Genomic DNA, 24,030 nt, shown 5'->3' with positions numbered 1-24,030 from the left:
CGGGCGGCGCGGGCGGGGCGGGCAGGGCGGGCGGCGCGGGCGGGGCGGGCAGGGCGGGCAGGGCGGGGTCAGGTTGTGAATGTCGATAGGCGGGCTTGGTTGGTTACGTCGACGCCGCCTGGGGTTAGGCGGATGGCTGACTCGGCTGCCAAGCGGGCCAGGGCTCGGTTGACCGTGACTCGGCTCAGACCCAACGCGCGGCCCAGGTCCTCCTGGGAGCCGCGCCAGGCTCCCTCGGCGAGCAGCGACCGCGCCACCCGCGCCACCGCGGGCAGCGTGACCGCGTCGGCCATGCGCTGCTGTAGTGCCAAAGCGTCAGCCGCCAGCTTCCCGAGCACGTGCCGGCGCACGCGCGGCTCGTCGTCGAGCAGGCGCAGGAAGGGCACGGTAGGCAGCGCGCGGCCGGTCACCGCGGTTGTCGCCAGCAACGCGCCGGACAGCGCAGGCCCGCCGAGCACGGCCGGCTTGTCGACGATCGACGGGCCGTCCCAGCGCCCGGCCCAGAACTGCCCGCCCGACGCGGCCGGGTACGCGGTGACGATCGTGCCGCGCAGCAGCAGGATGACCGGCCCGGCCGGGCCAGCCGCTGGGCGGATCACCGCGCCGGCCGCGTACCGGATGGGGCTGCTTTCGCGCTCGAGCGCGACGAGCGTGCGGGCGTCGAGCGCCGCGAACGCCGGGATCGTCGCCAGTGAGGTCATGTATCCAGTGATACAGCGCCCCTCCCGCCCTCGCCCGTACGGTGCCGGCATGTGGATCGTGGAACTGAGGTTTTCGGACGCCCCGGAGCGGCTTGCCGCCCGTCCCGCGCACCGGGAGCGCCTGGCGGAACTGCATCACGCGGGCGCGGTGCGGATGGCCGGGCCGCTGGCCGACGGATCGGGCGCGGTGCTCGTTTTTGACGTGCCGGACGAAGATGCGTTGGACAGGCTGTTGGACGCCGACCCCTACTTCGCCACGCTGGGTGTCGAGGTGGCCAGCAAGCGGGCCTGGGAGCCGCTCACGCTGTGTGCTCCCGCAGGAAGCCCTCGACCAGTACCGGAATCTCCCCACCGGTGTGCAGCATGTTAAGGCCGTGTGTGGTGCCGCTGAACACCGCCAGCCGCTTGTCCGGGCTGGGCGCCTCGTTGACGAACCGGGTCGCCGACCGGGCCGACATCGCGTTGCGGTCACGCTCGGTGTACACGAGCAGCAGCGGCACCCGGAATGTCGTGCGCGCCGCCAGCGGCGTACGCGGATCACGCCCCGCCGGCGCGGCGGGCTCGGTGAGGCTCGGCACGGACAGCGCCACCACCCCGCTCACCTGCTCGCCGAGGTGGGCGCCCGCGACCAGGGCGACTCCCGCGCCGATGCCGGCACCGACGACGACCACCTCGGTGGCGCCCGCCGCCCGCAGCGCCGCCACCGCGACCGTGGTGTCGGCGACGTAGTCGTCGACGGCGCCACACTCGCTGAACCCGAAGCATCGCAGGTCGAAAACCAGCACGTGGTAGCCGAGCTCGACCCACCGGTGAGCGTGCCGGTGCCACTGGCACATGTCGCCGTCTTCCTGGTGGATGAGCAGCAGCCCGCGCGGGCCGGAGCCGAGCCGCACCCCTGCCAGCCCCACCCCGTCGGCGGTGGTCATCGGCACGTTGACGGCGCTGGGGCCGAAGCAGCGGGCCGCCGGGTCGGGTGGACGAGCTGGCTCGGCCGCCGACGTGACGGGTGGCCGCACCGGCGGATCGACCCTGATGCCGCCGCAGTTGGCCGTCGCGGCGATCTCCCCCGATAGGAGCACCGCGCAGGTCAGGCGCAACAGCCCACCCGCAAGCATGCCAAATTGTATGCCCGCAAGGGAAAATAGGGCCATGCCCCGCATGGGGACGGAGCCTCCGCCGGAATACGTGGCGTTCGTCGAACGGCACCTCGACGCGCTGCGCCGCGAGTCCGCGCGCGTGGTCGGCGACGAGCGCGACGCCGACCTGCTCTACCCCGACGTGCTGGCCGATGTGGCGGGACGCTGGCGCTGGCTGGAGCTGCTGCGGGTTTGGCTGGGCGAGACGCGCGCCGCCGACCTGTACCTCGCCCGTGCGTTCGCCCGCCGCTCCGAGCGCTGGCAGCCCGCCGAGTTGGGGCCGGTCGAGGTGGAGGTGCAGGTGGGGCCGGGCAACGCTGTGCCGGCCCCGTACCGCATACCGCCGCCGTGGTCGAGCGTCGCGCTGCGGCTGGCGTCGCAGGTCGGCACGACCCGCCGGCCCGAGGCTCGCCCGCTGGCCGAGGCCGCGGTGGCGTGGTGGCACGCGTACGAGCATCGCCGCCACCGCAAGCTGGTGGCGGCCGGTGTCGCGGTCGCCCTGCTGGTGGTACTGATGGTGCGGGTGCCGCAGGAACTGGATGCGGCGGCCGGCCAGCACCCGCTGATCGGCCGAGTGTCCGCAGTGGACGTCGGGCATAGTTTGGCCACATGAGACGACGACAGATGGTGACCACGGCGGCCGCCGGTGTACTGGGCACAATGGTCGGCGCGGCGCCTGCGCAAGCAAACAAAGCCGGCAGGGTGGATCTGAGCGCGCTCCAACTCGTGAACCTTTCGCACGTCAACGATCCCGCGACGACCAGCGTCTTCCCGGGTGATCCGGAGTTCCGGCTGACGGTGATGGCGACGATCCCGCAGGACGGGTTCTACATGCAGTACGTCGAGGAGGGCGAGCACACCGGCACGCATTGGGGGGCGCCCGGTCACTTCCAGGAGGGCGGGTTGCTGGCCGACGATCTGGACCCCAATGACCTGTTCCTGCCGGCGGTCAAGGTCGACGTGCGCCGCAAGGCGGCCACCGACCCGGACTACGGGGTGACGGTCGACGACCTGCGGCGGTTCGAGCGCCGGCATGGGCGCATCCCGTCCGGGGCGGCGGTGGTCCTGTGGACCGGGTGGGAGGACAAGTGGGGCACGCCCGCGTATCCGAACCTCGATGACGAGGGCGTGATCCACCAGCCGGGGTTCACCATCGAGGCGGCACAGTGGCTGATCGACACCGGCCGGCTGGCGACCCGGGGCGCGCTCGGCACCGACACGTTCAGCCCTGACCGGGGCGTCGACACCGACTTCGCGGTGTCGGTCGCGCTGTACCAGGAGCACCGGATCAGTCTGGAAAACCTCGCGAACCTGGCCGCGCTGCCGGCGACCGGTGCCTGGGTGCTCGCGGGCGGTCCCATCCACAAGGCGGGCTCTGGCTCGACCGCGACGATCTTCGGCTTCATCCCACCGAGGCGGTAAGCCCCTGGATCGGGCGTGGCGGGCCGTACAGGTAGCCCTGGCCTAGGCGGCATCCCAGCCGGGCCAGGGCACCCGCCCGCGACACCGTCTCGACGCCCTCGGCGACGACCGCCACCTGCAACTCGGCGCAGATCGCCAGCACCGACCGGCAGAGCGCCTCGGCACGCTCCGGCTCGGTCTCGATGTCGGTGAGCGCCGCGTCGAGTTTCACCACGTCGACCGGCAACGCGTGCAGCTGGGCGAGCGCGTTGAAGCCCGATCCGAAGTCGTCCAGCGCCACCCGTACGCCTCGGGCCCGGATGCGGCGCGCGGCGGCCGCGGCGCCGGTCAGGTCGACGATCCGGCTGGTCTCGGTGATCTCCAGGACGAGACGGCCGGGCCGCAGCCCGTGCCTGGCCAGGGCCCGGTCGAGCGCCGCCTCTAGCTCCGGCCGCCCCAACCGGCCCGCGGACACGTTCACGTGTACGTCGATGGCCTGCCCGTACGTCTCGGCGAGCGCCGCCGCGTCGCCGCACGCCCGGTCGAGCACGAAGTCGTCGAGGTTGGCGACCAGCCCGGCACGCTCGGCCACCTTGACGAACACGTCCGGGTCGACCGCACCGGCGACCGGGTGGGACCACCGGGCCAGCGCCTCCACGGCTACCGTCGCCGCGTCTTCGAACCGCACGATCGGCTGGTAGTGCACCTCGAACCCGGCCGACGCCGGGTCACCGGTCAACGCCGTCGCCAGCAGGTCGGGCAGGTGCGGGTCGCCGCTGCCGTCGCTGACCCCGGCCTCGTACCGCACAAGCAGGCCCTTGCCGCGACGCTTGCCCGCGTACATGGCGGCGTCGGCGCGGCGCAGCAGGGAGTCTGGCGTGAGCATCTCGTCGGCGTCCGGCACGACAACACCGACGCTGGCGCTTACCCGCACGGTGTGCGCGTCGACGGTGAACGGCTCGCTCAACGCGGCGATGATCCGCTCACCGACCCGCTCCGGCACCGTCGGGTCACCGTCGAGCAGGATCGCGAACTCGTCGCCGCCAAGGCGCGCGACCGCGTCGTCCCGGCGTACACAACCTTGAAGCCGGTCGCCGACGGCGCGCAAGAGGCGGTCGCCGGCCGCGTGCCCCAGGCCGTCGTTGACCAGCTTGAAGTCGTCGAGGTCGACGAAGAGCAGCGCGACGGGCTGCCCGTGCAGCCGATGCCGGTCGACGGCGTGCTGGAGGCGTTCCCGGAAGAGTGCCCGGTTGGCGAGGCCGGTGAGCGGATCATGGAACGCCTGGTAGGCCAGGCGCTGCTGGCCCTCGGAGACCCGGGCGAGCAGCGCGGTGTTCTCCACCAGCGTCACCATCTGCCGGGCGACCACCAGGCCGAGGCCCAGCCACCCGACGTAGATCTCCACGTTGGACAGTCTGTGGCCGCTGAGGGCGCGGACCACGACGAGCAGCCCGGTGGCGATCACGGGCACGTATGGCACGAGCAGGTGCAGCCAGTCCGCCCGGCGACGCGGCGCGGGCACCGGCTCGGGCGGCTGCCGGTCGACGGTGGCCGAACCCGCCAGCGCGATCAACGCGGGTCCGGCGATGAAACCGGTGTTGGCCAGCGGCGACATCGATTCGGCGCCGGTCGCCACCAGGTACGCGTAGACGCAGTCGGACAGCGACAGCGCGACCAGGCCGAGGCCCAGCAGCGAGAGCTGCGGGCGGTATGCCCGCGGCACCGGCCGGGTCGAGAACATCAGCACCACGATGGCGGTCAGCACCAGGTCGGTGATCGGGTGGGCGATCGCGACCGCGAAGGCCTCGCGGGTCTCCGCCCCCGCCTCCACGACCGCGCCGAGCACCGTCGCCCAGCTCAGCACCAGCAGCGACGCCACCACGATCAGGCCGTCGAGCACCAGCACCGCGCGGTCGCGGTGCCGCGACTGCGGCGAGGCCGCGGCCGGGCGCGGCACCGACGCCGCGATCGACAGCAGCGCCAGCAGCGCGAAGACCGGCAGCGAGAGGTACCCGAAGTCAGCCAGCGACGGTGACGGGAGGTGCTCGGTGCTGAAGATCTGGTACCAGCTCCAGATGAGCTGCCCGAGCGCCCAGCCGGCCATGCCCAGGGCCATGAGGCGGCGCCACGAGCGCTCCGCGCCGGTCAGCCTGCGGGTGGTCCAGGCGCAGGTCGCGACGGCGGCCAGCGCCGCCGCCAGTTGAGCTCCATTGTCGAGCACAGCCACCGCGCGCGCCGGCAGCCAACCACTGCTGTTGACGCCAACTATCACGGCGACGGCTATCAGCGTCACCGTGACACGGGCATAGAGACGTGTCAGCCCACCCCTCCCCTGGCAGACTCGAGCACCCCCGCACGACCGGAGTAACCTACCGCAGTTGGGCGCCCGTGTCGTTGACCTGGCTCAGGCGCCGTCGGTCACGTCCGCGATGATCACGGTTACGTTGTCGGGGGCGCCGGCCCGTAGCGCGAGATCGACCAGGCGCTGGGCGCAGTCCCGCGGCTCGGTGTAGGCCCCGAGCGTCTCCGCGATCGTCTCGTCCGAGACCACATTGGACAGACCATCGCTGCAGAGCACCCACCGGTCGCCGGCGACCGGCCGCATGTACGTGAACGACGGGGTCGCCTCGCCGCCCTGGATCGCCTGGGTGACCACCGCCCGGCGGGGGTGGCTCCCGGCCTCCTCACGCGTGATCACGCCCTCGTCGACGAGCATCTGGACGAAAGTGTCGTCACGGGTCATCTGCCGCAGTTCCCCATCGCGCAGCAGGTACGCCCGGGAGTCGCCGACGTGTCCCAGTACCAGGGCGCTGCCGGTGAAGAGCACCACCGTCAGGGTCGTGCCCATGCCCTCGCGGTTCGGGTCTTCGGCGACCGCGGCCCGGATGCGGCTGTTGGCCTCGTCGAGCGCGTCCCGCAACGCGGCTATGAGCCCGTCGTCGGCTATCTCGGTGTCCAGCCCGGCGATCACATCGATGACGATGCGGCTGGCGAGGTCTCCGGCGGCCATCCCACCCATGCCGTCTGCCACGGCGAGCAGGCGCGGCCCGGCGTGTACCGAGTCCTGATTCGCACTGCGAACCAGGCCGGTGTCACTCACCGCCGCGTAGCGGAGCTTGAGGGTCATGGCAGGCAGCCTGCCAGGGTAGGGGCAGGCATGTCTCTAGTAGATCACCCCAACGACCGAGAAGTACCGAAAATCCGTGTTTGCGCTGGCGGCCCCCCAATGGTGATCGACTCGCCTGTTCGGCGACTCGAAGACCGTCCACAAAGGTGCCGCACCCGGGTTACCTCACTGCCTGTTGTCGTGAAAAGCTATGGCGCGTGGTGGGTGGTCAGGCGTCAGTGATTAACCGGTGTCCCTGTTGTGGATACCGGACAGGGTGCATAACGTGCCCGGTCTGTTTCTGGACCGACCCGGGGCAGGCCGATCCGAGCGCCTTCGTGGCGGTCGGCGGCCCAAATGGCGATCTCAGCCTGAACGAGGCGCGGCTCAACTTCGCGCTGTACGGCGCGAGTCACCCCCGCTATCGCGAGGTGGTTCGTAAGCCCCGTCCGGACGAGCTCCCCTGACGGTATTCAATTCCTGAAAGGGTGCTGGGCCGGTGGCCCGGCGCTCTTTCACCTCAACCATTCGAGCAGGCGGTCGCCCTGCTGCCAGACCGTGAGCGCGGAGAAGACGCCGAAGAGTGCCACCGCCCAGGCGAGCGCGGCCACCCGGTACGCCCGCGGCCTTATCTCGTCGGGCAGCACCCGCCGGTTCAGCACGAGCAGCAGGATCGAGTACATGAACATCATCAGGCCGCCCACGCAAGCCGAGATGACCAGCAGCGGCAGCGGCTGATCGAAACCGGCCAGCAGGATCGCGCAGCCCAGCACCACCAGGCCCCACACCAGCGCGAAATAGATCCGGCTTTCGGAAAAGCGCCGCAGATACGAGGTCTTCAACACGTCGGCGGCCAGCCGGCTGGTGTAGTCGACGATGCCCATCGCGGCGGCGAACAGCGAGACCGCGCCGATCAGCCAGAAGAGCACACCGAACCACGGCCCGACGAGCTCTTTGAGCCGCTCCCCCTCGACCTCCAGGAACGCGACGCTGTTGGCGAGCCCGGGCACGCCGTACACGGTTGAGTAGGCGAGCATCGACATCAGCACGATCGTCACGAACGAGATCAGTACGAACGTGGCGAGCTGCTCCTGGTTGGCGACCTTCCACCAGCGCCGCCACCGCGCCATGTTGTCGGGGGTCGGCTCGAAGACGTACCCGGCCCTGTCCGGCGCCGCCTCCTCGTGCCCCGTCACCGGGCTCACCAGCCGCGGCACATAGGCGCCCATCCCGTACCGCTTGTCGCGGATCCAGTTGCTCTGGCAGAGGTTCTGGCCGCCGCCCGCGCCCGCGAACACCAGCGCGGAGAGCATGAGCGCGAACCCAAGCTCGGTCGGGAAGTCCGGCGAGGTCACGGTGGTGGGCAGTTCCCGCCACGCGTCTGCCGAGATCGCGAACACCACCGCCACCACGATGAAGAGCACCACCAGGCCGACCTTGACGAACTCGACCCGCTCCAGCGCGCTGTAGATCACCGGCGCCAAGGTGAGCGTCGTTCCGATCAGCAGCAGCAGGACCACCGCGATGAACTTCGGTTCGCCGCCGAAGATGTACGTGAGCATGGTGGCGGAGCTCGATGCCCACCCGGGCCACAGGTTCGCGAAGTACACCATGATCGCGAAGACCAGGCCCCAGTGCCGCCAGAACCGGGAGAACCCGGTCAGCGCGGTCTCACCCGTCGCCAGCGTGTACCGCTCGATCTCCATGTTGATGAAGTACTGCGTGATGATGCCGATCGCCGCCGCCCACAGGAAGACCAGCCCCACCTGCGACGCGATGTACGGAAACAGGATGAACTCGCCGGAGGCGAGTCCCACGCCGGCCGCGACCACTCCAGGTCCGATGATCCGCCAGGGAGAGGACGGCAGGTCCGGCAGTTCGCGTACCGTCACGCCCGGTAGATGGCGCGTCGGAAATCGATCAGCGGCGGTCTGCGTCATGGATCGTCAATACCCAGGCGACGTCCGACACATTCCCGCAAAGTGTCAGCTAGCACGCAGAAATGAACCTGAGTCTTCACGCAGTATGCCTAGATGACCGGCGAGCAGGTGGATCTGCAGACGACATTTCTGGTGGCGCTGCTCGCGATGCTGATCGGCCACCAGGTCGGCGATCACGTCGCGCAGACCGACAGGCAGGCAGTGAACAAGTCGACGGGCGGCTGGACCGGGGCGAAGGCGCTCGCCGGGCACCTCACCGGATACCACCTGACCGTCTTCGGCGTGCTCGCCGTCACGGCGTACACATTGGACCTGTCGCTGTCGCCGACGGGCGTGGCGGCGGGGTTCGCGTTCAGCCTGGTGACGCACGCGGTCCTCGACCTGCGCTACCCGGTGCGCCAGATCCTGCGCCTGACCCGCTCCCCCGCCTTCGCCGAGCAAACCACGCCGGTCTCCGGCATGTACGTAGCCGACCAAGCCTTGCACTGGCTGGCCCTATTGATCTCCGCCTTGATGATTGCCCGCCTGTAGCCGCGCTCCCTTCCTCCCCGCCGATCGACCGCGCCGCCGGTTCGTGGCTCAGGCGCGGCGCGCAACCGGACGCCGCGCACCTGCGCCTAACGCGCCGCCGATCAAGGGCATCTCCATCGATCAAGGGCGAATGCACGTGGAAAAGAGATCGAAGCACGTGCGTTTGCCCTTGATCGGCGGGAAGAGGGGCGCGGAGCGCCCGGCGCCGGGCGCGCGAAGCGCCCCGCGCGGCGCGACCGGTGGCGCGGGTGGGCGGGTGGGCGGGGTTAGAGGAGGGGGAGGAGTTTGTCGGCCGCTGCCTCTAGGAAGGGGCGTTGGTCTTGGGCTACCTGGTGGATGTAGATCTCGTCGAAGCCCAGGTCGGCGTACGAGCGGAGCCAGTCGGCGTGTTGGGACAGGTCCGCGGAGATGTTGACGACCTCTGCCACCTGCTCGCGGGTCACGAAGCGGGAGGCCTCGTCGAAGTGGTCGGTCAGCTCCAGGTCCCAGCACACCGGCGGGGCGAACACGTTGCTGCGCCACTGTTCGTGCGCGATCCGCGCCGCCTCGTCGGCGTCCGGGGCCCAGCTCAGGTGGGCCTGGAGGCACAGCCGGCCACGACCGCCGGCCGTCCGGTACGCGTCGATCATGCGGCGCAGGTGATCTTCAGGAGCATTGACGGTGATCAGGCCGTCTGCCCAGGTGGCGCACCAGAGGGCGGTCTCGACGCTGACCGCGGCACCGACCAGCGGCGGCGGCTCCTCGGGGCGGGTCCAGAGGCGGGCGCGGTCGACGGTGACCAGGCCGTCGTGGCTGACCTCCTCGCCGGCCAGCAGCGCGCGGATCACGTCGACGCACTCACGCAGGCGGGCGGCGCGCAGTTCCTTGCGTGGCCAGCCGCCGCCGGTGATGTGCTCGTTGCTGGCTTCGCCGGTGCCGAGGGCGGCCCAGAAGCGGCCGGGGAACATCGCGCCGAGGGTGGCGATGGCCTGGGCGGTGATCGCGGGATGGTACCGCTGGCCGGGTGCGGTCACCACGCCGAATGGCAGGTCGGTGGAGGCCAGCGCGGCGCCGAGCCACGACCACGCGTACCCGGACTGGCCCTGCCGGGCGCTCCAGGGCGAGAAGTGGTCGGAGGACATTGCCGCGCCGAACCCGGCCCGCTCGGCGCCGACCACCGCGTCTAGCAGAGCGCGGGGGTGGACCTGCTCGTGGGACGCGTGGATGCCGTACACCGTCATGCCACGCTTCTACCCTCGTTGAATGTCAGCCAACCGCCTCGTCGACATAGCACCAACGCCACCTCTCGCCGGGCTGGAACGACTGGACCACGGGGTGCTCGGTCGCGTGCCAGTGTGCGGTGGCGTGCTTGCGGGGCGACGAGTCGCAGCAGCTGACCCGACCGCAGGCCAGGCACAGCCGCAGGTGCACCCAGTCGGTAAACCCGTCGGCGAGGCAGTCCTGGCAGCCGTCGGTGCTCTGCGGCGAAGCCGCATTAGCCGAAGCCAGGTGCGTACAGGTCATGCTTACTCCTCCACGGTGCGGTGCAGCATGGACTCCTCCAGATCGAGGTCGCGCTGGGCCCGGCGGAGTACCTCTTCGGGGATGCGGCCTTCGTCCCGTGCCGCGCGGAACACGCCCCGCTCGGCGTCGATCATCTCGCGGCGCAGTCGACCGTACACCCGTGACGGGGTCTCGCCCTCGCCGCCGAGGCGCTCCCACGCCTTGTTGACACGGTGCTCGCCGAGATCGCGCAGCTTGTGGAGGACCCGCTCGGGTACGCCGTCGGCGATCGCGTCGAGGCGGTCGCGGGCGGCCTTGCTGGCGGCGTTCTGCACGGCCGCCTCGGCGAGGGCGTCCTGGGTGCGCTCGTCCTGTGGCAGATGGAGCCGGCGCGCCACGGCCGGCAGGGTGGCGCCTTGGAGCACCAAGGTCACCACGATCACGGCGAACGCCAGCCAGATGAACAGGTCGCGCGGGTACTCCACTTCGCTGGTGGGTGGCAGGGCGAGCGCCGCGGCGAGCGTCACCACCCCGCGCATACCGGCCCAGCCGACCACGACTGGGTGGCTGGCCGGCGGGAAGGGGTCGCGGCGACGGATCCTCGGGATGAGCCGCGACAGATAGGTGGAGGGGAAGACCCACAGGAACCGGGTCACGATCAGCACGCCGATGACGGCCGCGGTGATCCACGCGACCTCGCCCCACGGGGTTTCGAGCTCGCGGACGATGTCGCGGAGCTGGAGGCCGACCAGCAGGAACACCAGGCCCTCCAGCAGAAAGCGGGTCATCTGCCAGAACCCGTCGCTCTGGAGGCGGGAGGCGGCGGACATGAGGGTGGGCATGCGGTGCCCGAGGTACAGGCCGGCGACCACCACGGCCACGACGCCGGACGAGTGGATGGCCTCGGCGACGAGCACGATGAGAAACGGGGTGAGCAGCGACAGCGCGGTGTCGAGCAACGGGTCGGTGATCTTCTTGTGCAGGAAGCCGATGATCACCGCGCCGACGGCGCCGATCGCGACGCCGCCGCCGGCCGCGATGACGATGTCGCGGCCGATGTCCAGGAGTCCCACGGCGGTACCGGTGGCCGCGCCTATCGACACCCGCAGCAGTACCAGCGCGGTGGCGTCGTTGATCAGGCTCTCGCCTTCGAGGATCGTGACCAGCCGCCGGGGCAGCCCGATCCGGCGGGCGATGGCGGTGGCGGCGACCGCGTCGGGTGGTGCCAGCACCGCGCCGAGCGCCACGCACAGGGCCAGCGGCACCTCGGGCAGCATCAGGTGCAGCGCCACGCCGACGACCAGCGCCGTGAAGATCACCAGACCGATGGCGAGCAGCAGGATCGGGCGCAGGTTGAAGCGGAACGCCGGCACTGATGTCTCGATTGCGGCGACGTAGAGCAGTGGCGGGAGGATGCCGACGAGCACCATCTCGGGTTCGAGGTGCACCTCGGGGAACCCGGGCACGAACGACAGCGCCAGGCCGCCCAGTACGAGCAGGATGGGCGCGAGCATGCCGAGGCGTCGGGCGAGTGCCACCCCCAGCACCGCCACCGCGACCAGTACGACGACGTCAACCAGCCCGTCCATGCGGTGGAGCTTATGTGTTCAGGCGACCCAGACGGTCTTGAGGTTACAGAACTCACGGATGCCGTGTGCGGACAGTTCCCGCCCGTACCCGGAGTTCTTCACGCCGCCGAACGGCAGCTCCGGGTACGACGTGGTCATGCCGTTGAGGAACACCTGGCCGGACTCCAGGTCGGCCACGAACCGCTCCTGCTCGCCCGGGTCGGCCGTCCACGCGTTGGCGCCGAGCCCGAACGACGTGCCGTTGGCCACCGCGACCGCCTCGTCGTACGAGCCGACCTGGTAGAGCCCGGCGACCGGGCCGAAGACCTCCTCGGACCACATCCGCATCCGCGGTGTGATGCCGGCGACGACGGTCGCCGGGTACCACCAGCCGGGCTGGTCGGGGCGCTCGCCGCCGCACAGTACCCGGGCGCCGTTGCCCACCGCGTCCGCCACCTGCTCCTCGACGTCGGTGCGGCCCTGCTCGGTCGCGAGCGGGCCTACGTCGGTGTCAGCCGCCAAGGGGTCGCCGAGCGTCATCGCGGACATCCGCCCGACGAACGCCTCGGCGAACGCGTCGTACACGTCGGCGTGCACGATGAACCGCTTGGCCGAGATGCACGACTGACCGTTGTTGAGGCAGCGGGACGTCGCGGCGACCTCCGCTGCCCGCGCGAGGTCCGCCGAGGGCATGACGACGAACGGGTCGCTGCCGCCCAGTTCCAGGACGGTCTTCTTGATGACGCGGCCGGCGATTTCGGCGACCGAACGGCCGGCGGCCTCGCTGCCGGTGAGCGTGGCCGCCCGTACCCGGTCGTCGGTGAGCACGCGCTCGACGGCGTCCGAGCCGATGAGCAGGGTCTGGAACGCTCCCTCCGGGAAGCCCGCCCGCTTGAACAGGTCTTCGAGGCGCAGCGCGGTCTGCGGAACGTTGGACGCGTGCTTGAGCAGCCCGACGTTGCCGGCCATCAGCGCCGGCGCGGCGAAGCGCATGACCTGCCACAGCGGGAAGTTCCACGGCATGATCGCGAGCACCGGGCCGAGCGGCTGGTAATGGGCGTACGCCAGGTGGGCGCCGACCGCTGCGGGGTCGGCCGGCTCGTCGGCGAGGAACCCGGCGGCGCGCCCGGCGTAGAAGCGGCACGCGTACGCGCACTTCGTGACCTCCGCCTTGGCGGCGGCCAGCGTCTTGCCCATCTCGGTGGTCATCAGCGTGGCGATGTCGTCGCGCTCGTCGTCGAGCAGGTCGGCGAGGGCGCGCATCCACTCGCCGCGCTCCTTGAAGGACAGGTGCCGGACCTTGTCGAATCCGCTCACCGCACGATCGAGCGTGGAGTCGATCCGGTCTTCCGGCATGGGATCGAATGTCTTGAGTACCTGCGCGGTGGCAGGATTGACGGTGGCGATCGGCACGGCTGGCTCCTTCACTCGAAGAGTGAGTGGTGTGTGCCGGGCGGTTCGGTGCGGCGCCGGGCGGCCCGGCGCTTCATGACTACCACCATGTCGACGAGCCCGACCAGGGCCAGCACGGCCAGCACGCCGGCCGCGACGGGCAGGTCGGCCCGCGCGGTGAGCACGGCCAGCACGCCGCATGAGACCAGCCCGAAGAGCGCGAGGACCAGACGCAGGTTGAGCGTGCTGTACGGGTGCCCGACCGTCCCGCGCGCGCCGCGTCGCTGCGGCTTCATGGGTACTGACTACCCGTCGGTCTTAAAGAATTAACACCCTCCCCGTACAGTGTCCGTGTGCACGGACGGTGGACTACAGCATTACTCGTAGTGGCGGCGCTCGTGGGGCTCGCGTGCAAGGAGGGCACTGCCTCCGCGGACCCGGAGCCATCGGCGGGGTCGACGCCCCGCGGTGATCTCCCGTCGTCGATGGCCGCGCTGGGCGACTCGGTGACGTCGGGCTTCGGCACCTGCCTCGCCCTCGTCAAGTGCCACCGCAACTCGTGGTCGACTGGCGAGAGCGCCCGGGTCGACAGCCACTACCGCCGGATCAAGGACGACAACCCCGCCATCGACGGCCGGGGCTACAACTACTCGGTGCCGGGCGCGCGGGCGTCCGGCCTCACCGCGCAGGCCAGGCAGGCCGTCCAGTCCAAAGTGGAGTACGTGACGGTGCTGATCGGCGCCAACGACGCCTGCCGCACCAGGGTCGGCGACATGACGCCGGTGGAGTCGTTCCGGTCGAGCGTCGACGAGGCGCTCGCCGTGCTCAAGAAGGGCCTGCCGAAGGCCCGCGTGCTGGTGGTGAGCGTGCCGGATCTCAACCGGCTGTGGGAGATCGGCCATGGGGACGAACGCGCGATCAAGGCCTGGAGCAACGGGATCTGCCCGGCGCTGCTGGCCAACCCCACCTCGACCGCGAAGGCCGACGCTGACCGCCGGGCCGCGGTCGGGAAGCGGGTCGACGCGTACAACAGCCAGCTGGCCGCGGCGTGCAAGGCGTACGGGAAGCGGTGCGTGTACGACGGCGGCGCCGTGCACAAGGTGCGCTTCACCCTCGACATGCTGAACCGACTCGACTACTTCCACCCCGACACGGAGGGGCAGCACAAGCTGGCCGAGGTGACGTTCGGTCGCGCCTTCCGATAGCGCCGTGCCGTTAGGCGGTGCGTTGGGCGGGGATCGCTGGGCGGGGGCGGTACATGGCCTGGGCGCGGCGGGCCAGGTCGGTGGTGGCCGAGGAGTTGGCCCAGGTGCCAAGAATGATGCCGGCGCCCGGGATGAGCTTGGCGAACAGTCGCTTGGCGGCGCGTACGCCGGCCATCTGGGCCAGCTTGACGCCGAGGCTGGCCACGGTGCGGGCGAGCGGCATGGCGGCACGCCCGAACAGCGCCCCGGCCCGCTCGCGCCCGGCGGCGACGCCGAGCGCCAGTCGCGCGGTCTGCGCGGCCTTGTGCACCTTCTGGAGCACCAGGAGGTCGATCGCGCGGTCGTTGTGTGTCGGGTCGACGCCGTACGCCGCCGCGACGTGCAGGACCATCCGGGCCTGCGTCCACGCCAGCACGCCCACGTCGACCACCGCGCCGGGCAGCCCCGCGGCACCGGACACGGCACCGGACAGCCGGGCCAGCTTGACGAACTTCCGGATCGCTTGCTGGGCGAGCGCGTCCGCGTCGACGCCGGGGCGTTCGGCGCGGGCCCGGTCGGCCCAGGCCCGCGCTTGCGGGCCCAGGCGGCGCACCGCCTCCAGCGCCAGGTGTTCGGGCGCGTACTGGGGGTCGCTGCGCATCCGGTCCCAGAGCCCCGCCGGCAGTTCGGCGGTGGCGTCCGGGGTGGCTTCTTCGACGGGTGGCGTGGGGTCGGTCACGTAGGGCCTCCGGGGGCAGAGGTCAAGGGTTGCCTGCCTCCATAGTGCCCGGAGCGGGCTACTTCCCGGTGACGCCGGCCTTGAGCAACGCGTTAACGATCGCGGCTGCCCGCTGCTCGTGCTTGGCGTAGGCGTACGGGTACGCGGACACCTGCACCGCCTGCGCGGCGAGGGTCAGCGGCATCTTGTTCCAGCCGGGGACCTGGACCAGGCCCGCGTAGAACTTGCCGGCGGCGTAGTCCGGCTGCATCAGCTTGGCGACCGGACCCCAGCCGCTGCTGGGACGCTGCTGGAACAGGCCCACCGAGTCGTGGTCCGAACCGGTGCCCTGGTGCGAGTACCGCTTGGACTCGGGCAGCACCTCGCTGGCCCGGTTGAGCAGGGTGCTCTCCTGCATGGCCGTCGCCACGGCGATGACGAGGCCCCGCTGGGGTATGCCGCGCTTCAGGCCCGCCTTGACGATGGCGTGCGCGTTGTTCATCTGCACCTGGGACAGGCCGGCCACCGGCCCGACCTGGGTGGGTTCCTTCGGAGCCGGCGCGGGTGCCGCCTTCGCCGCCGGTGCCGGAGCGGCCGGGGCAGCCGGGGCCGCGGGGGCAGGCGGGGTCGCCGCGGTTCGCTGAGAACGCGACGCGGCATCCGCTTGCTGCGCACGGTCCGTAATCGACCGCTCGACCGCGGCCTTGTTTCCGGCGACCGGTGAGGCCGCTTCGGTGGTCCCGTCGCGGGTCTCGGTGAGTGCCGCGACCCCGAGTGCGGCCACCATGCTGGCGGCCACGGTGACCCGGGCCCATGACGGAGCGTTGATGTAGGCGAGGATGAAAGGACGGACTCGGTCGGCGCGGTGCCGACTCTTCTTCGATAGGTCGGATACGACATCCGCCAAACGGCGGAAGGGGGATGCCGCGGCGAACTGTTGGGATTTCTTGTCGTCGTCGTGCATCCAGCGAGGCTAGGCAGGCGCACACCGTGATTACACACGGTGATCATATGACGCTGATCACTTTGGGGTTTGGTTTTCTACGCGGCGCGTGACGGGGTGACGCCACGCGGCTTGAACCTCGCAAAACAGACATGTCCTCGTCTGTCCGATTGGGACACTACGTGTAGAAAGATCCGCTACTCTCCGTAGACTCAGCCGTTCGGCCGAAGGGGTTAGGGTCGACCGGGTGCGCGACCTCCGGCGGCTCCCCAAAGCGAACCTCCATCTCCACCTCACCGGCGCCATGCGCCCGGCCACGCTGGTGGAGCTGGCCGACCGGTACGGGCTGCCGCTGCCGGCGCCGCTCGACCTCACCCGCGTGCACGGCTGGGCCGCCTTCCAGACCCGCTACGACACGGCGCGCGCCGCACTGCGTACCGCGGAGGACATCGCACGCGTGGTGGCCGAAGCGGCCGCGGACGACGCGGCGGACGGCGCGGGCTGGGTCGAGCTCCAGGTCGACCCCACCTCGTACGCCGCACGCCTCGGCGGCCCGGAGCAGGTGGTGGAAGCCGTGCTCGCCGGCGCCCGGGGCAAGCCGGCCGGCGTGGTGCTCGCGGCGAGCTGGGCGCGCTCCCCCGGCGACGCCGTCGAGGTCGCCCGCCTCGCGGCCCGCTACGCCGGCGCTGGAGTGGTCGGCTTCGGTATCTCAAACGACGAGCGGCTGGGGCGCGTCGCCGACTTCGCGCCCGCCTGCCGGATCGCCGCCGAGGCGGGGTTGCTCGCCGCACCGCACGCGGGCTTCTACGAGCCCTCCTGGCATGTACGCGACTGCGTGACGGTGCTCGGCGCCAGCCGGATCGGGCACGGGCTCACCGCCCTGGCCGACCCGGCGACCCTCGACCTGCTCGCGGAGCGGCGCGTGGCCCTTGAGGTGTGCCCCACGTCATACCCGCCGCTCGGGGTCGCCGCCGACCTGGCTGGGGTGCCCGTCCGCGCCCTGCTCGCGGCCGGTGTGCCGGTGGCGCTGGGCTCCGATGACCCGCTGCTGTTCGCTGCCGGCTTAATCCGGCAGTACGAGATCGCGCGACACGACCTGACCTGCACAGATGCCGAGCTGGCAGCGCTCGCGCGGCACTCCGTGACCTCGTCCGCCGCCCCACCGGACGTACGCGCCGCGCTGCTGGCGGGAATCGACGCCTGGGTCACGGAGGTTTAATTACCGAAGGTGATTGCCAACGAGGAGGACCCCCGTGCTCGATCCGCATGCCCTGTACGACCTCACCGGGGATCTGCCCGAGCTGGGCCGGCCGGTGCTCGTACAGGCCCTGAGCGGCTTCGTCGACGCGGGCAGCGGCACCAGGCTCGCTCGCGAGCACCTCACCCAGACGCTGGAGCACCGCACGGTCGCGACGTTCGACGTCGACCAGCTCCTGGACTACCGGTCCCGCCGCCCCCCGATGATCTTCGTCGAGGACCACTGGTCGGAGTACGAGGACCCGCGGCTCGAACTGCACCTGCTACAGGACGACGCGGGCACGCCGTTCCTGCTCCTGACCGGGCCCGAGCCTGACCTGCAGTGGGAACGGTTCGTCGCGGCGGTGATCGGTATGGTCGATCGGCTCGGCGTGCGGCTGACCGTGGGGCTCAGCTCGATCCCGATGGCCGTGCCGCACACCCGGCCCACGGGGGTCACCGCACACGCCACCCGGCGCGACCTGATAGCCGGCTACGAGCCATGGCTGCAGCGCGTGCAGGTGCCGGGCAGCGCCGGCAACCTCATCGAGTACCGGTTGGGGCAGCGCGGTCATGACGCGCTGGGCTTCGCCGTACACGTGCCGCACTACCTGTCGCAGGCCGAGTTCCCGGCGGCCGCCGACCAGCTCCTCTCCTCACTGTCCAAGGCGACGGGGCTGCTGCTGCCTACCGACGGGCTGCGCGAAAACGCCGGGTTGGTGCGCGCCGACATCGACCACCAGGTGGCACAGTCCGAAGAGGCCACCCAGCTGGTGCGGGCGCTCGAGGAGCAGTACGACGCGTTCACCCGGGGGCGGCAGACGGGGCGCAACCTGCTAGCCGATACCGGACCGCTGCCGACCGCCGAGGAGTTGGGCGCCGAGCTGGAGCGATTCCTCGCGGAGCAGGGCGACACGCCCTGAGCGACCAGCGCCCCAATCAGGCGACCCTGCGGGCGGTGAGCGCCACCGTGGTGCTCAACGTGTTGAGGATGCGGGTGCGCTCCTCCGGCTCGGAGACGGTGACGAGCAGGCAGCCCGGGCGAGACAGCACAGCGGGCGTCACACCCAGCAGGCGCCCGGCCCGCACGAGAACCGCCGCCATCTCCTGATCGCCGAGGCGTACCCCCAAGGAATCCGCACGAAGCCGCCGGCCGCCGGCGAGCAGCGCCGCCCGCCAAGCGGCGCGCGCCAGCGTCGCGCGCTGCGCGTTGCGCGGCGACGATGCCCCGACCGGTTCCGTGCTCAGCAACGTCGCGCGCCCCTGCCGCCAGTATCCGGCGAGCGCACGGATCACGCCGTCGCGGTCGGCCGGCACCACGACCCGGTGCAGCCGGAACCGCCTGCGTCCACCACCGACGCGCACGTCGTGCGAGGCCGCGACGCCCAGGTCGGACAGCAGTAGCGCGAGCCGGTGCGCGGCGTCCTCGCGGTTGAACTCCGCCAGCACCGCGGGCAGATTCGGCCGGTACCCCTCCGCGTGCGCCCAGGCGGGGCGACGCCGGCCGGCCGCCCGCGTAAGGTCAGTGCACTGCACGAGACTCATCGCCTCGAAACCGAGCTGTTCCCGGATCATCCGTGTCTCCTCTCCCGGTCCCACACACACCGTGGCTGATCCGCCGTTCGGCCGGTACACCGTCGCCAAGGACTTGAGGGAAACTTGCGAGTGCGCCGGATTCGATCGACCATGACGGCGATTGTCGTGTTACTCGCCGCAACCGGATGCGACGGCGGCGTCCCCGAACAACGACAGATCCGCATCGCCACCGGCAGCACGACGGCCGTCTACCACGCGGTGGGATCCGCCCTCGCCCGCATCATCGAGCGCGACCTGCCCGAGGTCGACGCCAGCGTGCAGGTGACCGCCGCGTCCGCGGAAAACGTGGCCCGGGTAAGCAGGGGCGAGGCCGAGGTCGGCTTCACGCAGGCCGACATCCTCGACGACGGCAACAGCGCCAACCTCACGGCGCTCGCCAGGGTGTACGACGATCTGCTGCACCTGATCGTGCGGGCCGACAGTCCAATCCGGACACTCGCCGACCTGCGTGGCCGGCGGGTGTCGGTGGGCGCACCAGGATCGGGCACCGAGGTGACCGTCAACCGGCTGCTGACCGTCGGCGGCCTCGCCGGTTCCGGCGCCATCCAGCAGGAACGGATGGGCATCGACGAGTCGTCAGCGGCACTCACCGACGGCCGGATCGACGCGTTCTTCTTCTCTGGCGGCCTGCCCGTGGGTCGCATCGCCGACCTGCGCGCCCAGGTCGCACCCCGCCTCGTCGACCTCAGCGAGTGGGCGGAGCCGCTGCGCGACGCGTACAGCGACGCCTACGTGGTACGCGACGTGCCCACGTCGACCTACGGGCTCGGGGCGGTCAGCACCGTAGCGGTGCCCAACCTGCTGGTGGTGTCGGGCGCGATGCCCGACGACCTGGCCTACGATCTGGCCAGGCTGTTGCTGGAGCGGCGCGACGAGCTCGCCGCCGCACACCCGGCGGCCGAGCCACTGGACTTCCGGTCGGCGATCGCCACCGCGCCGCTGTCACTCCACCCGGGTGCCGCCCGCTATTTCAAGTCCGTCAAGCCGTAGCGGCGGCGGTTCAGCCGCCGGAAACCACATCCGTACCACCAGTCCTGCCGGCTCTCCGGGAGAAAGCGAGAGCCGGCCGCCGGACGCCTCGACCAGCACCGCCACGATCGGCAGGCCGAGGCCGGCGCCGTCGACGTTCTGGGTATCCGGCGCACGCCAGAAACGGTGGGTCGCCAGCCGGCACTGCTCTTCGGTCAGGCCCGGCCCGCTGTCTCGCACCGACACCGCGACACCGCCGCCGGCCGGCTCGACCATCACGGTGACCTGCCCGCCGGCCGGCGTGAACTTGAGCGCGTTGTCGACGAGCGCGTCCAGCGACTGGTCCAGCCCGGTCGACACCAGCCGCGCCCACACCGGCTCGTCCGGCACCTCGGTGACCAGCTCGATGCCGCGCCGCTCAGCGAGCGGCTGCCAGGCCACCGCCCGTTCCTGCGCCACCGCCACCGTGTCGAGCACCTCCACACCGTGCTGGCCGCGCTCCGCCCGGGCGAGGGCGAGCAGTCCGTCGAGCACATCCGCCAGCCGGTCCGTCTCGGCGAGCGCGATCTCGTGGTCGGCCTTCGCCAGCGGGTCGACCAGGCCGAGGCCCAGTTCCTCGACCCGCAACCGCAGTACGGTCAACGGGTTGCGCAGCTGATGGCTGGCGTGGGCCACGAACGACCGCTGCCGCTCCAGCGCCTCGGCGACCGCGTCCGCCATCTCGTTGAAGCTGTCCGAGAGCCGCCGCAGCTCCGGCGGCCCGAGATTCGGCTGTACCCGGGCACCGCTGTCGCCGGCCGCGATCTCATGCGTGGCCGCGTCGAGCCGGGTCACCGGCCGCAGCACCCAACCCGCCAGCCGGAGCGCGGTGATCACACACGCGGCCACCGCCAGCAGCCCGACGAGCCCGAGCTCCAACCAGGACTCGACGACCGCGCGCCGGATGTGACCGGTCGGCGAGACCGTGACCACGGCACCCAGCACCGCACCGCCGTCGCTGACCGGCACCGCGATGACAAGCGCGTGCTCCTGCCACGGCCAGATGGTGGCGGGCAGGCTCACCTGCCGGCCGGCGAGCGCGCCGCGGATCGCCCGTTCGGTGGACTCCCAGTACGGGCGGGGCGCGCCGAAGATGCTGAGCACCTGGCGGTTCTGGTCGACCACGAGCGTGGCGATGCCGTAGAGCTCGTGATACGGGCGCAGCTCGTTGCCGAGGGCGTCCAGTTCGCCGTCGCGCACCGCGGGCGCGGCCAGCGAAGCGAACCGGGTGGCGTCGGCCAGCCGGTCGGCGACCACCTGTTGGGTCTCGCGGTTTGTCAGCGCTATCGCCAGCGGGATCTCCAGCGCCAGCAACACCATGCACAGCAACAGCACGTACGTGCTCACCAGCCGTCGCCGCACCGTACCTCCCGCCTCGCGCCGTCCCCCAGCGCTACCCGTATCGGTCGCCTTCGGATCCAGCTAGGAGCCGTGGCGACCAACGACGGCGAATGACCGAATTCCGGTTTGGGTTGTCCCCCAACCCGCCCCGTGACCCAAAGCGTTCCGATCAGCCCGTTCGCAGCCTGTAGCCCACCCCCCGAACCGTCTGCACCAGGTTTGGTACGCCGAGCTTGGAGCGCAGTGACGCGATGTGCACCTCGAGAGTGTGCCGGCCCGACCACGTCGTCTGCCAGACATCGAGCAGGATCCGCTCGTAGCTGACCGCCGAACCGGGCTGCCGGGCCAGCGAGACGAGGATGTCGAACTCCTTGCGGGTCAGGGTGACGCACGCCCCGTTCACCTCAACCGCGCGGGTACCGAGGTTGATCTTGATCGGCGCCACCTCGATCAGTTCGCACCGCGGCGCCTGCCGGACTGTGCGGCGCAGCAGGGCCTCGATGCGCGCGTGCAGCTCGGCCATGGAGAACGGCTTCACCACGTAGTCGTCCGCGCCGGTGCGCAGGCCCACCACCCGGTCGCGCTCCTCGCCGCGCGCGGTCACCGCGATGATGCCAAGCTGCTCGCTGCGCGAACGCAGCGAGCGGCACACGTCGACACCGTCGCCGTCGGGCAGGTTGAGGTCGAGCAGGACCAGGTCGCAGGGGGCCGCGGCGAGGGCAGCCGCCGCGGTGGCGGCATGCTCCACTTCGTACCCGCGGCGTTGGAGCATCGCCACCATCGCCGCGCTCACGCGGTGATCGTCTTCAACGAGCAGTATGCGCATCGATCATCACCCCTTTACGCGCTCACGCTTTCGCCGGACCATGCGTCCGCGGCCGTGTGGCGATTGGGAAACCTCAAGTAAAGCCGTATCAGCTCCGGGAACCGGTACCGGTGCTGTCCGGCGTCGTCGACACCTGCGTACTCGACCACCTGGCGGTCCACCAGCTGGTCGACGAGGTCCTCGGCCGCTTCCGCGGTGACACCGAGCACCGCCACGACCGTCCAGAGTGGAAAGCTGCCGACGCCCAGCAGCGCCAGCCGGCGCGCCGGCTGTGCCAGCTCCGGAGGGAGGGTGCCGATACCGGCCGCCATGCTGGACCGGACGTCGAGGTCGCCGGCGCGCAGCTCGTCGAGCCGCCGCTCAGGGTCGGCCAGTCGCTCGGCGAGCCGGCGCAGCGACAGCTCCGGCCGGGCCGCGGCGCGGGCGCCCGCGACCCGCAGGGCCAGCGGGTACCGGCCGCAGAGTTCGGCGATCATCTGGGCGGCGGCCGGCTCGGCGGTCACCCGACCCGGTCCCGCTGTCGCGCCCAGCAGCGCCACCGCGTCGTCGCTGGGCAGGGCCCCCAGCGTGATCCGGTGCGCGCCTTCGAGGCCGGTCAGGGCGCTGCGACTGGTCATCAGCACCGCGCAGCCCGGGTCGCCGGGCAGCAGCGGCCGGGCGTGGGCCGCGCCGGCCACGCCGTCGAGCACGATCAGCAGCCGCCGCTGGGCGGTCAGGGACCGGTACAGCCGTACCCGCTCGGGCAGGTCCTCGGGGATCGCGCCGGCTGGCGTACCCAGCGCGCGCAGCATCTCAGCCAGCACCTCGAACGGGTCGCGGTCACCGCGCAGGCTGGCGTGGAGCTGGCCGCCCGGGAAGTCCGCCCGCAGGCCGTGTGCGACGTGGTTGACCAGCGTGCTCTTGCCGACGCCGGGCGGGCCGACGACGGCGACCACGCGGACCGCCGTGCTCGGTGGGGCTTCGAGCCGTCCGCGGATCGCCGCGATCTCGGCGCGCCGCCCGGTGAAGTCGGCGACGTCGCGCGGGAGCTGCGCGGGCGGGCCGGCGGTCGCGGGCTCGCCGACCTCGGTGTCCGTCAGGATCGCCCGCTCGATCCGCTGCAGCGCCGCACCCGGCTCGAGGCCGAGTTCGTCGACCAGCAGGCGGCGGCCACTGCGGTACGCCGCCAGCGCGTCCGCCGTCCGGCCGGCCGCGTGCAGGGCGAGCATGAGCTGGCCGCGCAGCCTCTCCCGCAAGGGGTACTCGGCGACGAGCTGGGTCAGTTCGGGTACCACCTCCCGATGCCGGCCCACGGCGAACTCCGCGTCCATCAGCTTCTCGACCGCCGCCAGCCGCAGCTCGCTGAGCCGGCGCGCCTCCGTCGCCGCGAACGTGGCCGGCACGTCGGCGAGGGCCGGCCCGCGCCACAGGGAAAGCGCGCCGCGCAGCGCCCGTGCGGCGTCTCCCGGCCGGCCCGCAAGGCCCGCGGCGTCGGCGGTGCGGACCAGCTCCTCGAAGTCTTCGACGTCGAGCTGGCCAGGGCCGAGCCGGACGACGTATCCGGGCGGCTGGGTCTCCAGCCATCCCGCGCCCACCGCCCGGCCGACCAGGCGGCGCAACGCGGATACCACGTTGACCACCTGGTCGCGGGCGGTCGCCGGAGGCCGCTCTGGCCAGACCGCGTCGACGAGGTCTCCGAGCGGAACCACCCTGTTGGCGCGTACCAACAGAGCCGCTAGGACGACGCGCTGCCGCGCTCCGGTCAGCGGGACGGGTCCCGACGCCCCGCGCACCTCCAACGGACCGAGCACCCGAAAAACCGGACGCCTACCACCAACCGCACTGTCGCGCGTCAACTCCATGAACCGACCGTTCCTCGCGATTGACACGCCCCCGGTCACACCGTAGGGATCCGCGGGTGAACGATCATTAGTCGGATGGT

Annotated in this window: 25 protein-coding genes; 9 read left to right on the top strand and 16 right to left on the bottom strand. The window is 71.3% G+C overall.

Annotation, left to right across the window (positions count from 1 at the left end):
• Positions 1 to 68: 68 nt before the first annotated feature.
• Entirely contained in the window at positions 69 to 701 is a 633-nt protein-coding gene (locus V6V89_RS31345; protein WP_334623136.1) for a Crp/Fnr family transcriptional regulator, read from the bottom strand.
• On the opposite strand from V6V89_RS31345, the gene V6V89_RS41905 reads away from it, so the two are divergent.
• Entirely contained in the window at positions 619 to 1,071 is a 453-nt protein-coding gene (locus tag V6V89_RS41905; protein ID WP_442935254.1) for a YciI family protein, read from the top strand. The genes V6V89_RS31345 and V6V89_RS41905 overlap by 83 nt on opposite strands.
• On the opposite strand, the gene V6V89_RS31340 is transcribed toward V6V89_RS41905, so the two are convergent.
• On the bottom strand, positions 1,001 to 1,816 hold the full coding sequence (locus tag V6V89_RS31340) for an alpha/beta hydrolase (protein WP_334623135.1): 816 nt from the start codon (positions 1,814 to 1,816) through the stop codon (positions 1,001 to 1,003). The genes V6V89_RS41905 and V6V89_RS31340 overlap by 71 nt on opposite strands.
• Before the next feature lie 43 nt (positions 1,817 to 1,859).
• Between V6V89_RS31340 and V6V89_RS31335 the strand changes: the two genes are divergently transcribed.
• Together V6V89_RS31335 and V6V89_RS31330 are read left to right on the top strand one after the other, a co-directional pair.
• Positions 1,860 to 2,450, top strand: coding sequence for a hypothetical protein (locus V6V89_RS31335; protein ID WP_334623134.1), 591 nt, complete (start codon positions 1,860 to 1,862; stop codon positions 2,448 to 2,450).
• A complete protein-coding gene (locus tag V6V89_RS31330) occupies positions 2,447 to 3,259 on the top strand; it encodes a cyclase family protein (protein WP_334623133.1) in 813 nt (270 codons plus the stop codon). The genes V6V89_RS31335 and V6V89_RS31330 overlap by 4 nt, the downstream gene beginning before the upstream one ends.
• Here V6V89_RS31330 and V6V89_RS31325 read toward each other — a convergent pair.
• Both V6V89_RS31325 and V6V89_RS31320 read right to left on the bottom strand, forming a co-directional pair.
• Positions 3,240 to 5,531 carry a putative bifunctional diguanylate cyclase/phosphodiesterase gene (locus V6V89_RS31325; protein ID WP_334623132.1) on the bottom strand — a complete coding sequence of 764 codons (2,292 nt, stop codon included), beginning with the start codon at positions 5,529 to 5,531 and terminating at the stop codon, positions 3,240 to 3,242. The two genes, V6V89_RS31330 and V6V89_RS31325, sit on opposite strands and share 20 nt — an antisense overlap.
• Positions 5,532 to 5,642: 111 nt before the next feature.
• Positions 5,643 to 6,365: a PP2C family protein-serine/threonine phosphatase gene (locus V6V89_RS31320; RefSeq protein WP_334623131.1), complete on the bottom strand. Its 723-nt coding sequence runs from the start codon at positions 6,363 to 6,365 to the stop codon at positions 5,643 to 5,645.
• Positions 6,366 to 6,511: 146 nt separating this feature from the next.
• Here V6V89_RS31320 and V6V89_RS31315 point away from each other — a divergent pair, with 146 nt between their 5' ends.
• Positions 6,512 to 6,811 carry a CPCC family cysteine-rich protein gene (locus V6V89_RS31315; protein ID WP_334623130.1) on the top strand — a complete coding sequence of 100 codons (300 nt, stop codon included), beginning with the start codon at positions 6,512 to 6,514 and terminating at the stop codon, positions 6,809 to 6,811.
• A gap of 48 nt (positions 6,812 to 6,859) precedes the next feature.
• On the opposite strand, the gene V6V89_RS31310 is transcribed toward V6V89_RS31315, so the two are convergent.
• Positions 6,860 to 8,236 carry an Nramp family divalent metal transporter gene (locus V6V89_RS31310; protein ID WP_334623129.1) on the bottom strand — a complete coding sequence of 459 codons (1,377 nt, stop codon included), beginning with the start codon at positions 8,234 to 8,236 and terminating at the stop codon, positions 6,860 to 6,862.
• A 141-nt stretch (positions 8,237 to 8,377) separates the two neighbouring features.
• On the opposite strand from V6V89_RS31310, the gene V6V89_RS31305 reads away from it, so the two are divergent.
• Positions 8,378 to 8,815, top strand: coding sequence for a DUF3307 domain-containing protein (locus tag V6V89_RS31305; RefSeq protein WP_334623128.1), 438 nt, complete (start codon positions 8,378 to 8,380; stop codon positions 8,813 to 8,815).
• A 266-nt stretch (positions 8,816 to 9,081) separates the two neighbouring features.
• On the opposite strand, the gene V6V89_RS31300 is transcribed toward V6V89_RS31305, so the two are convergent.
• Genes V6V89_RS31300 through V6V89_RS31280 form a run of 5 tightly spaced genes read right to left on the bottom strand, consistent with a single transcriptional unit; the run spans position 9,082 to position 13,553 of the window.
• Positions 9,082 to 10,035, bottom strand: a complete 954-nt coding sequence (locus V6V89_RS31300; protein ID WP_334623127.1) for a TIGR03885 family FMN-dependent LLM class oxidoreductase — start codon at positions 10,033 to 10,035, stop codon at positions 9,082 to 9,084.
• Positions 10,036 to 10,060: 25 nt separating this feature from the next.
• A complete protein-coding gene (locus tag V6V89_RS31295) occupies positions 10,061 to 10,318 on the bottom strand; it encodes a UBP-type zinc finger domain-containing protein (protein ID WP_334623126.1) in 258 nt (85 codons plus the stop codon).
• A gap of 2 nt (positions 10,319 to 10,320) precedes the next feature.
• The gene (locus V6V89_RS31290; RefSeq protein ID WP_334623125.1) at positions 10,321 to 11,886 is read right to left on the bottom strand and encodes a Na+/H+ antiporter; all 1,566 of its coding nucleotides are present in this window, start codon (positions 11,884 to 11,886) and stop codon (positions 10,321 to 10,323) included.
• 18 nt (positions 11,887 to 11,904) lie between these two features.
• A complete protein-coding gene (locus tag V6V89_RS31285; protein WP_334623124.1) occupies positions 11,905 to 13,278 on the bottom strand; it encodes an NADP-dependent succinic semialdehyde dehydrogenase in 1,374 nt (457 codons plus the stop codon).
• An 11-nt stretch (positions 13,279 to 13,289) separates the two neighbouring features.
• The gene (locus V6V89_RS31280; RefSeq protein WP_334623123.1) at positions 13,290 to 13,553 is read right to left on the bottom strand and encodes a DUF6343 family protein; all 264 of its coding nucleotides are present in this window, start codon (positions 13,551 to 13,553) and stop codon (positions 13,290 to 13,292) included.
• A 57-nt stretch (positions 13,554 to 13,610) separates the two neighbouring features.
• Here V6V89_RS31280 and V6V89_RS31275 point away from each other — a divergent pair, with 57 nt between their 5' ends.
• On the top strand, positions 13,611 to 14,462 hold the full coding sequence (locus tag V6V89_RS31275) for an SGNH/GDSL hydrolase family protein (RefSeq protein ID WP_334623121.1): 852 nt from the start codon (positions 13,611 to 13,613) through the stop codon (positions 14,460 to 14,462).
• A gap of 10 nt (positions 14,463 to 14,472) precedes the next feature.
• Here V6V89_RS31275 and V6V89_RS31270 read toward each other — a convergent pair whose 3' ends face one another.
• Together V6V89_RS31270 and V6V89_RS31265 are read right to left on the bottom strand one after the other, a co-directional pair.
• Positions 14,473 to 15,180, bottom strand: coding sequence for an EcsC family protein (locus tag V6V89_RS31270; RefSeq protein WP_334623120.1), 708 nt, complete (start codon positions 15,178 to 15,180; stop codon positions 14,473 to 14,475).
• A gap of 58 nt (positions 15,181 to 15,238) precedes the next feature.
• Positions 15,239 to 16,123 (bottom strand): hypothetical protein, encoded by an 885-nt coding sequence (locus tag V6V89_RS31265; protein ID WP_334623119.1) that lies wholly within the window; start codon positions 16,121 to 16,123, stop codon positions 15,239 to 15,241.
• Between the two features lie 226 nt (positions 16,124 to 16,349).
• On the opposite strand from V6V89_RS31265, the gene add reads away from it, so the two are divergent.
• Positions 16,350 to 17,321, top strand: coding sequence for an adenosine deaminase (add, locus tag V6V89_RS31260; RefSeq protein WP_334623118.1), 972 nt, complete (start codon positions 16,350 to 16,352; stop codon positions 17,319 to 17,321).
• A gap of 34 nt (positions 17,322 to 17,355) precedes the next feature.
• A complete protein-coding gene (locus V6V89_RS31255; protein WP_334623117.1) occupies positions 17,356 to 18,261 on the top strand; it encodes a proteasome assembly chaperone family protein in 906 nt (301 codons plus the stop codon).
• A 16-nt stretch (positions 18,262 to 18,277) separates the two neighbouring features.
• On the opposite strand, the gene V6V89_RS31250 is transcribed toward V6V89_RS31255, so the two are convergent.
• Positions 18,278 to 18,913, bottom strand: a complete 636-nt coding sequence (locus V6V89_RS31250; protein ID WP_334623116.1) for a hypothetical protein — start codon at positions 18,911 to 18,913, stop codon at positions 18,278 to 18,280.
• A gap of 111 nt (positions 18,914 to 19,024) precedes the next feature.
• Here V6V89_RS31250 and V6V89_RS31245 point away from each other — a divergent pair, with 111 nt between their 5' ends.
• The gene (locus V6V89_RS31245) at positions 19,025 to 19,924 is read left to right on the top strand and encodes a TAXI family TRAP transporter solute-binding subunit (RefSeq protein ID WP_334623115.1); all 900 of its coding nucleotides are present in this window, start codon (positions 19,025 to 19,027) and stop codon (positions 19,922 to 19,924) included.
• On the opposite strand, the gene V6V89_RS31240 is transcribed toward V6V89_RS31245, so the two are convergent.
• From V6V89_RS31240 to V6V89_RS31230, 3 genes are all read right to left on the bottom strand, one after another.
• A complete protein-coding gene (locus V6V89_RS31240) occupies positions 19,877 to 21,304 on the bottom strand; it encodes a sensor histidine kinase (RefSeq protein WP_334623114.1) in 1,428 nt (475 codons plus the stop codon). The two genes, V6V89_RS31245 and V6V89_RS31240, sit on opposite strands and share 48 nt — an antisense overlap.
• Positions 21,305 to 21,452: 148 nt before the next feature.
• On the bottom strand, positions 21,453 to 22,109 hold the full coding sequence (locus V6V89_RS31235; RefSeq protein WP_334623112.1) for a response regulator transcription factor: 657 nt from the start codon (positions 22,107 to 22,109) through the stop codon (positions 21,453 to 21,455).
• A 14-nt stretch (positions 22,110 to 22,123) separates the two neighbouring features.
• Positions 22,124 to 23,899: an AfsR/SARP family transcriptional regulator gene (locus V6V89_RS31230; RefSeq protein WP_334623111.1), complete on the bottom strand. Its 1,776-nt coding sequence runs from the start codon at positions 23,897 to 23,899 to the stop codon at positions 22,124 to 22,126.
• Positions 23,900 to 24,030 lie beyond the last annotated feature (131 nt).

This window comes from Micromonospora sp. CPCC 206061 (genome assembly GCF_036906915.1).
Classification (GTDB): Bacteria; Actinomycetota; Actinomycetes; order Mycobacteriales; family Micromonosporaceae; genus Phytohabitans.
Note: the sequence above shows the minus strand (reverse complement) of the source record. Positions and strands in the feature narration are given on the sequence as shown.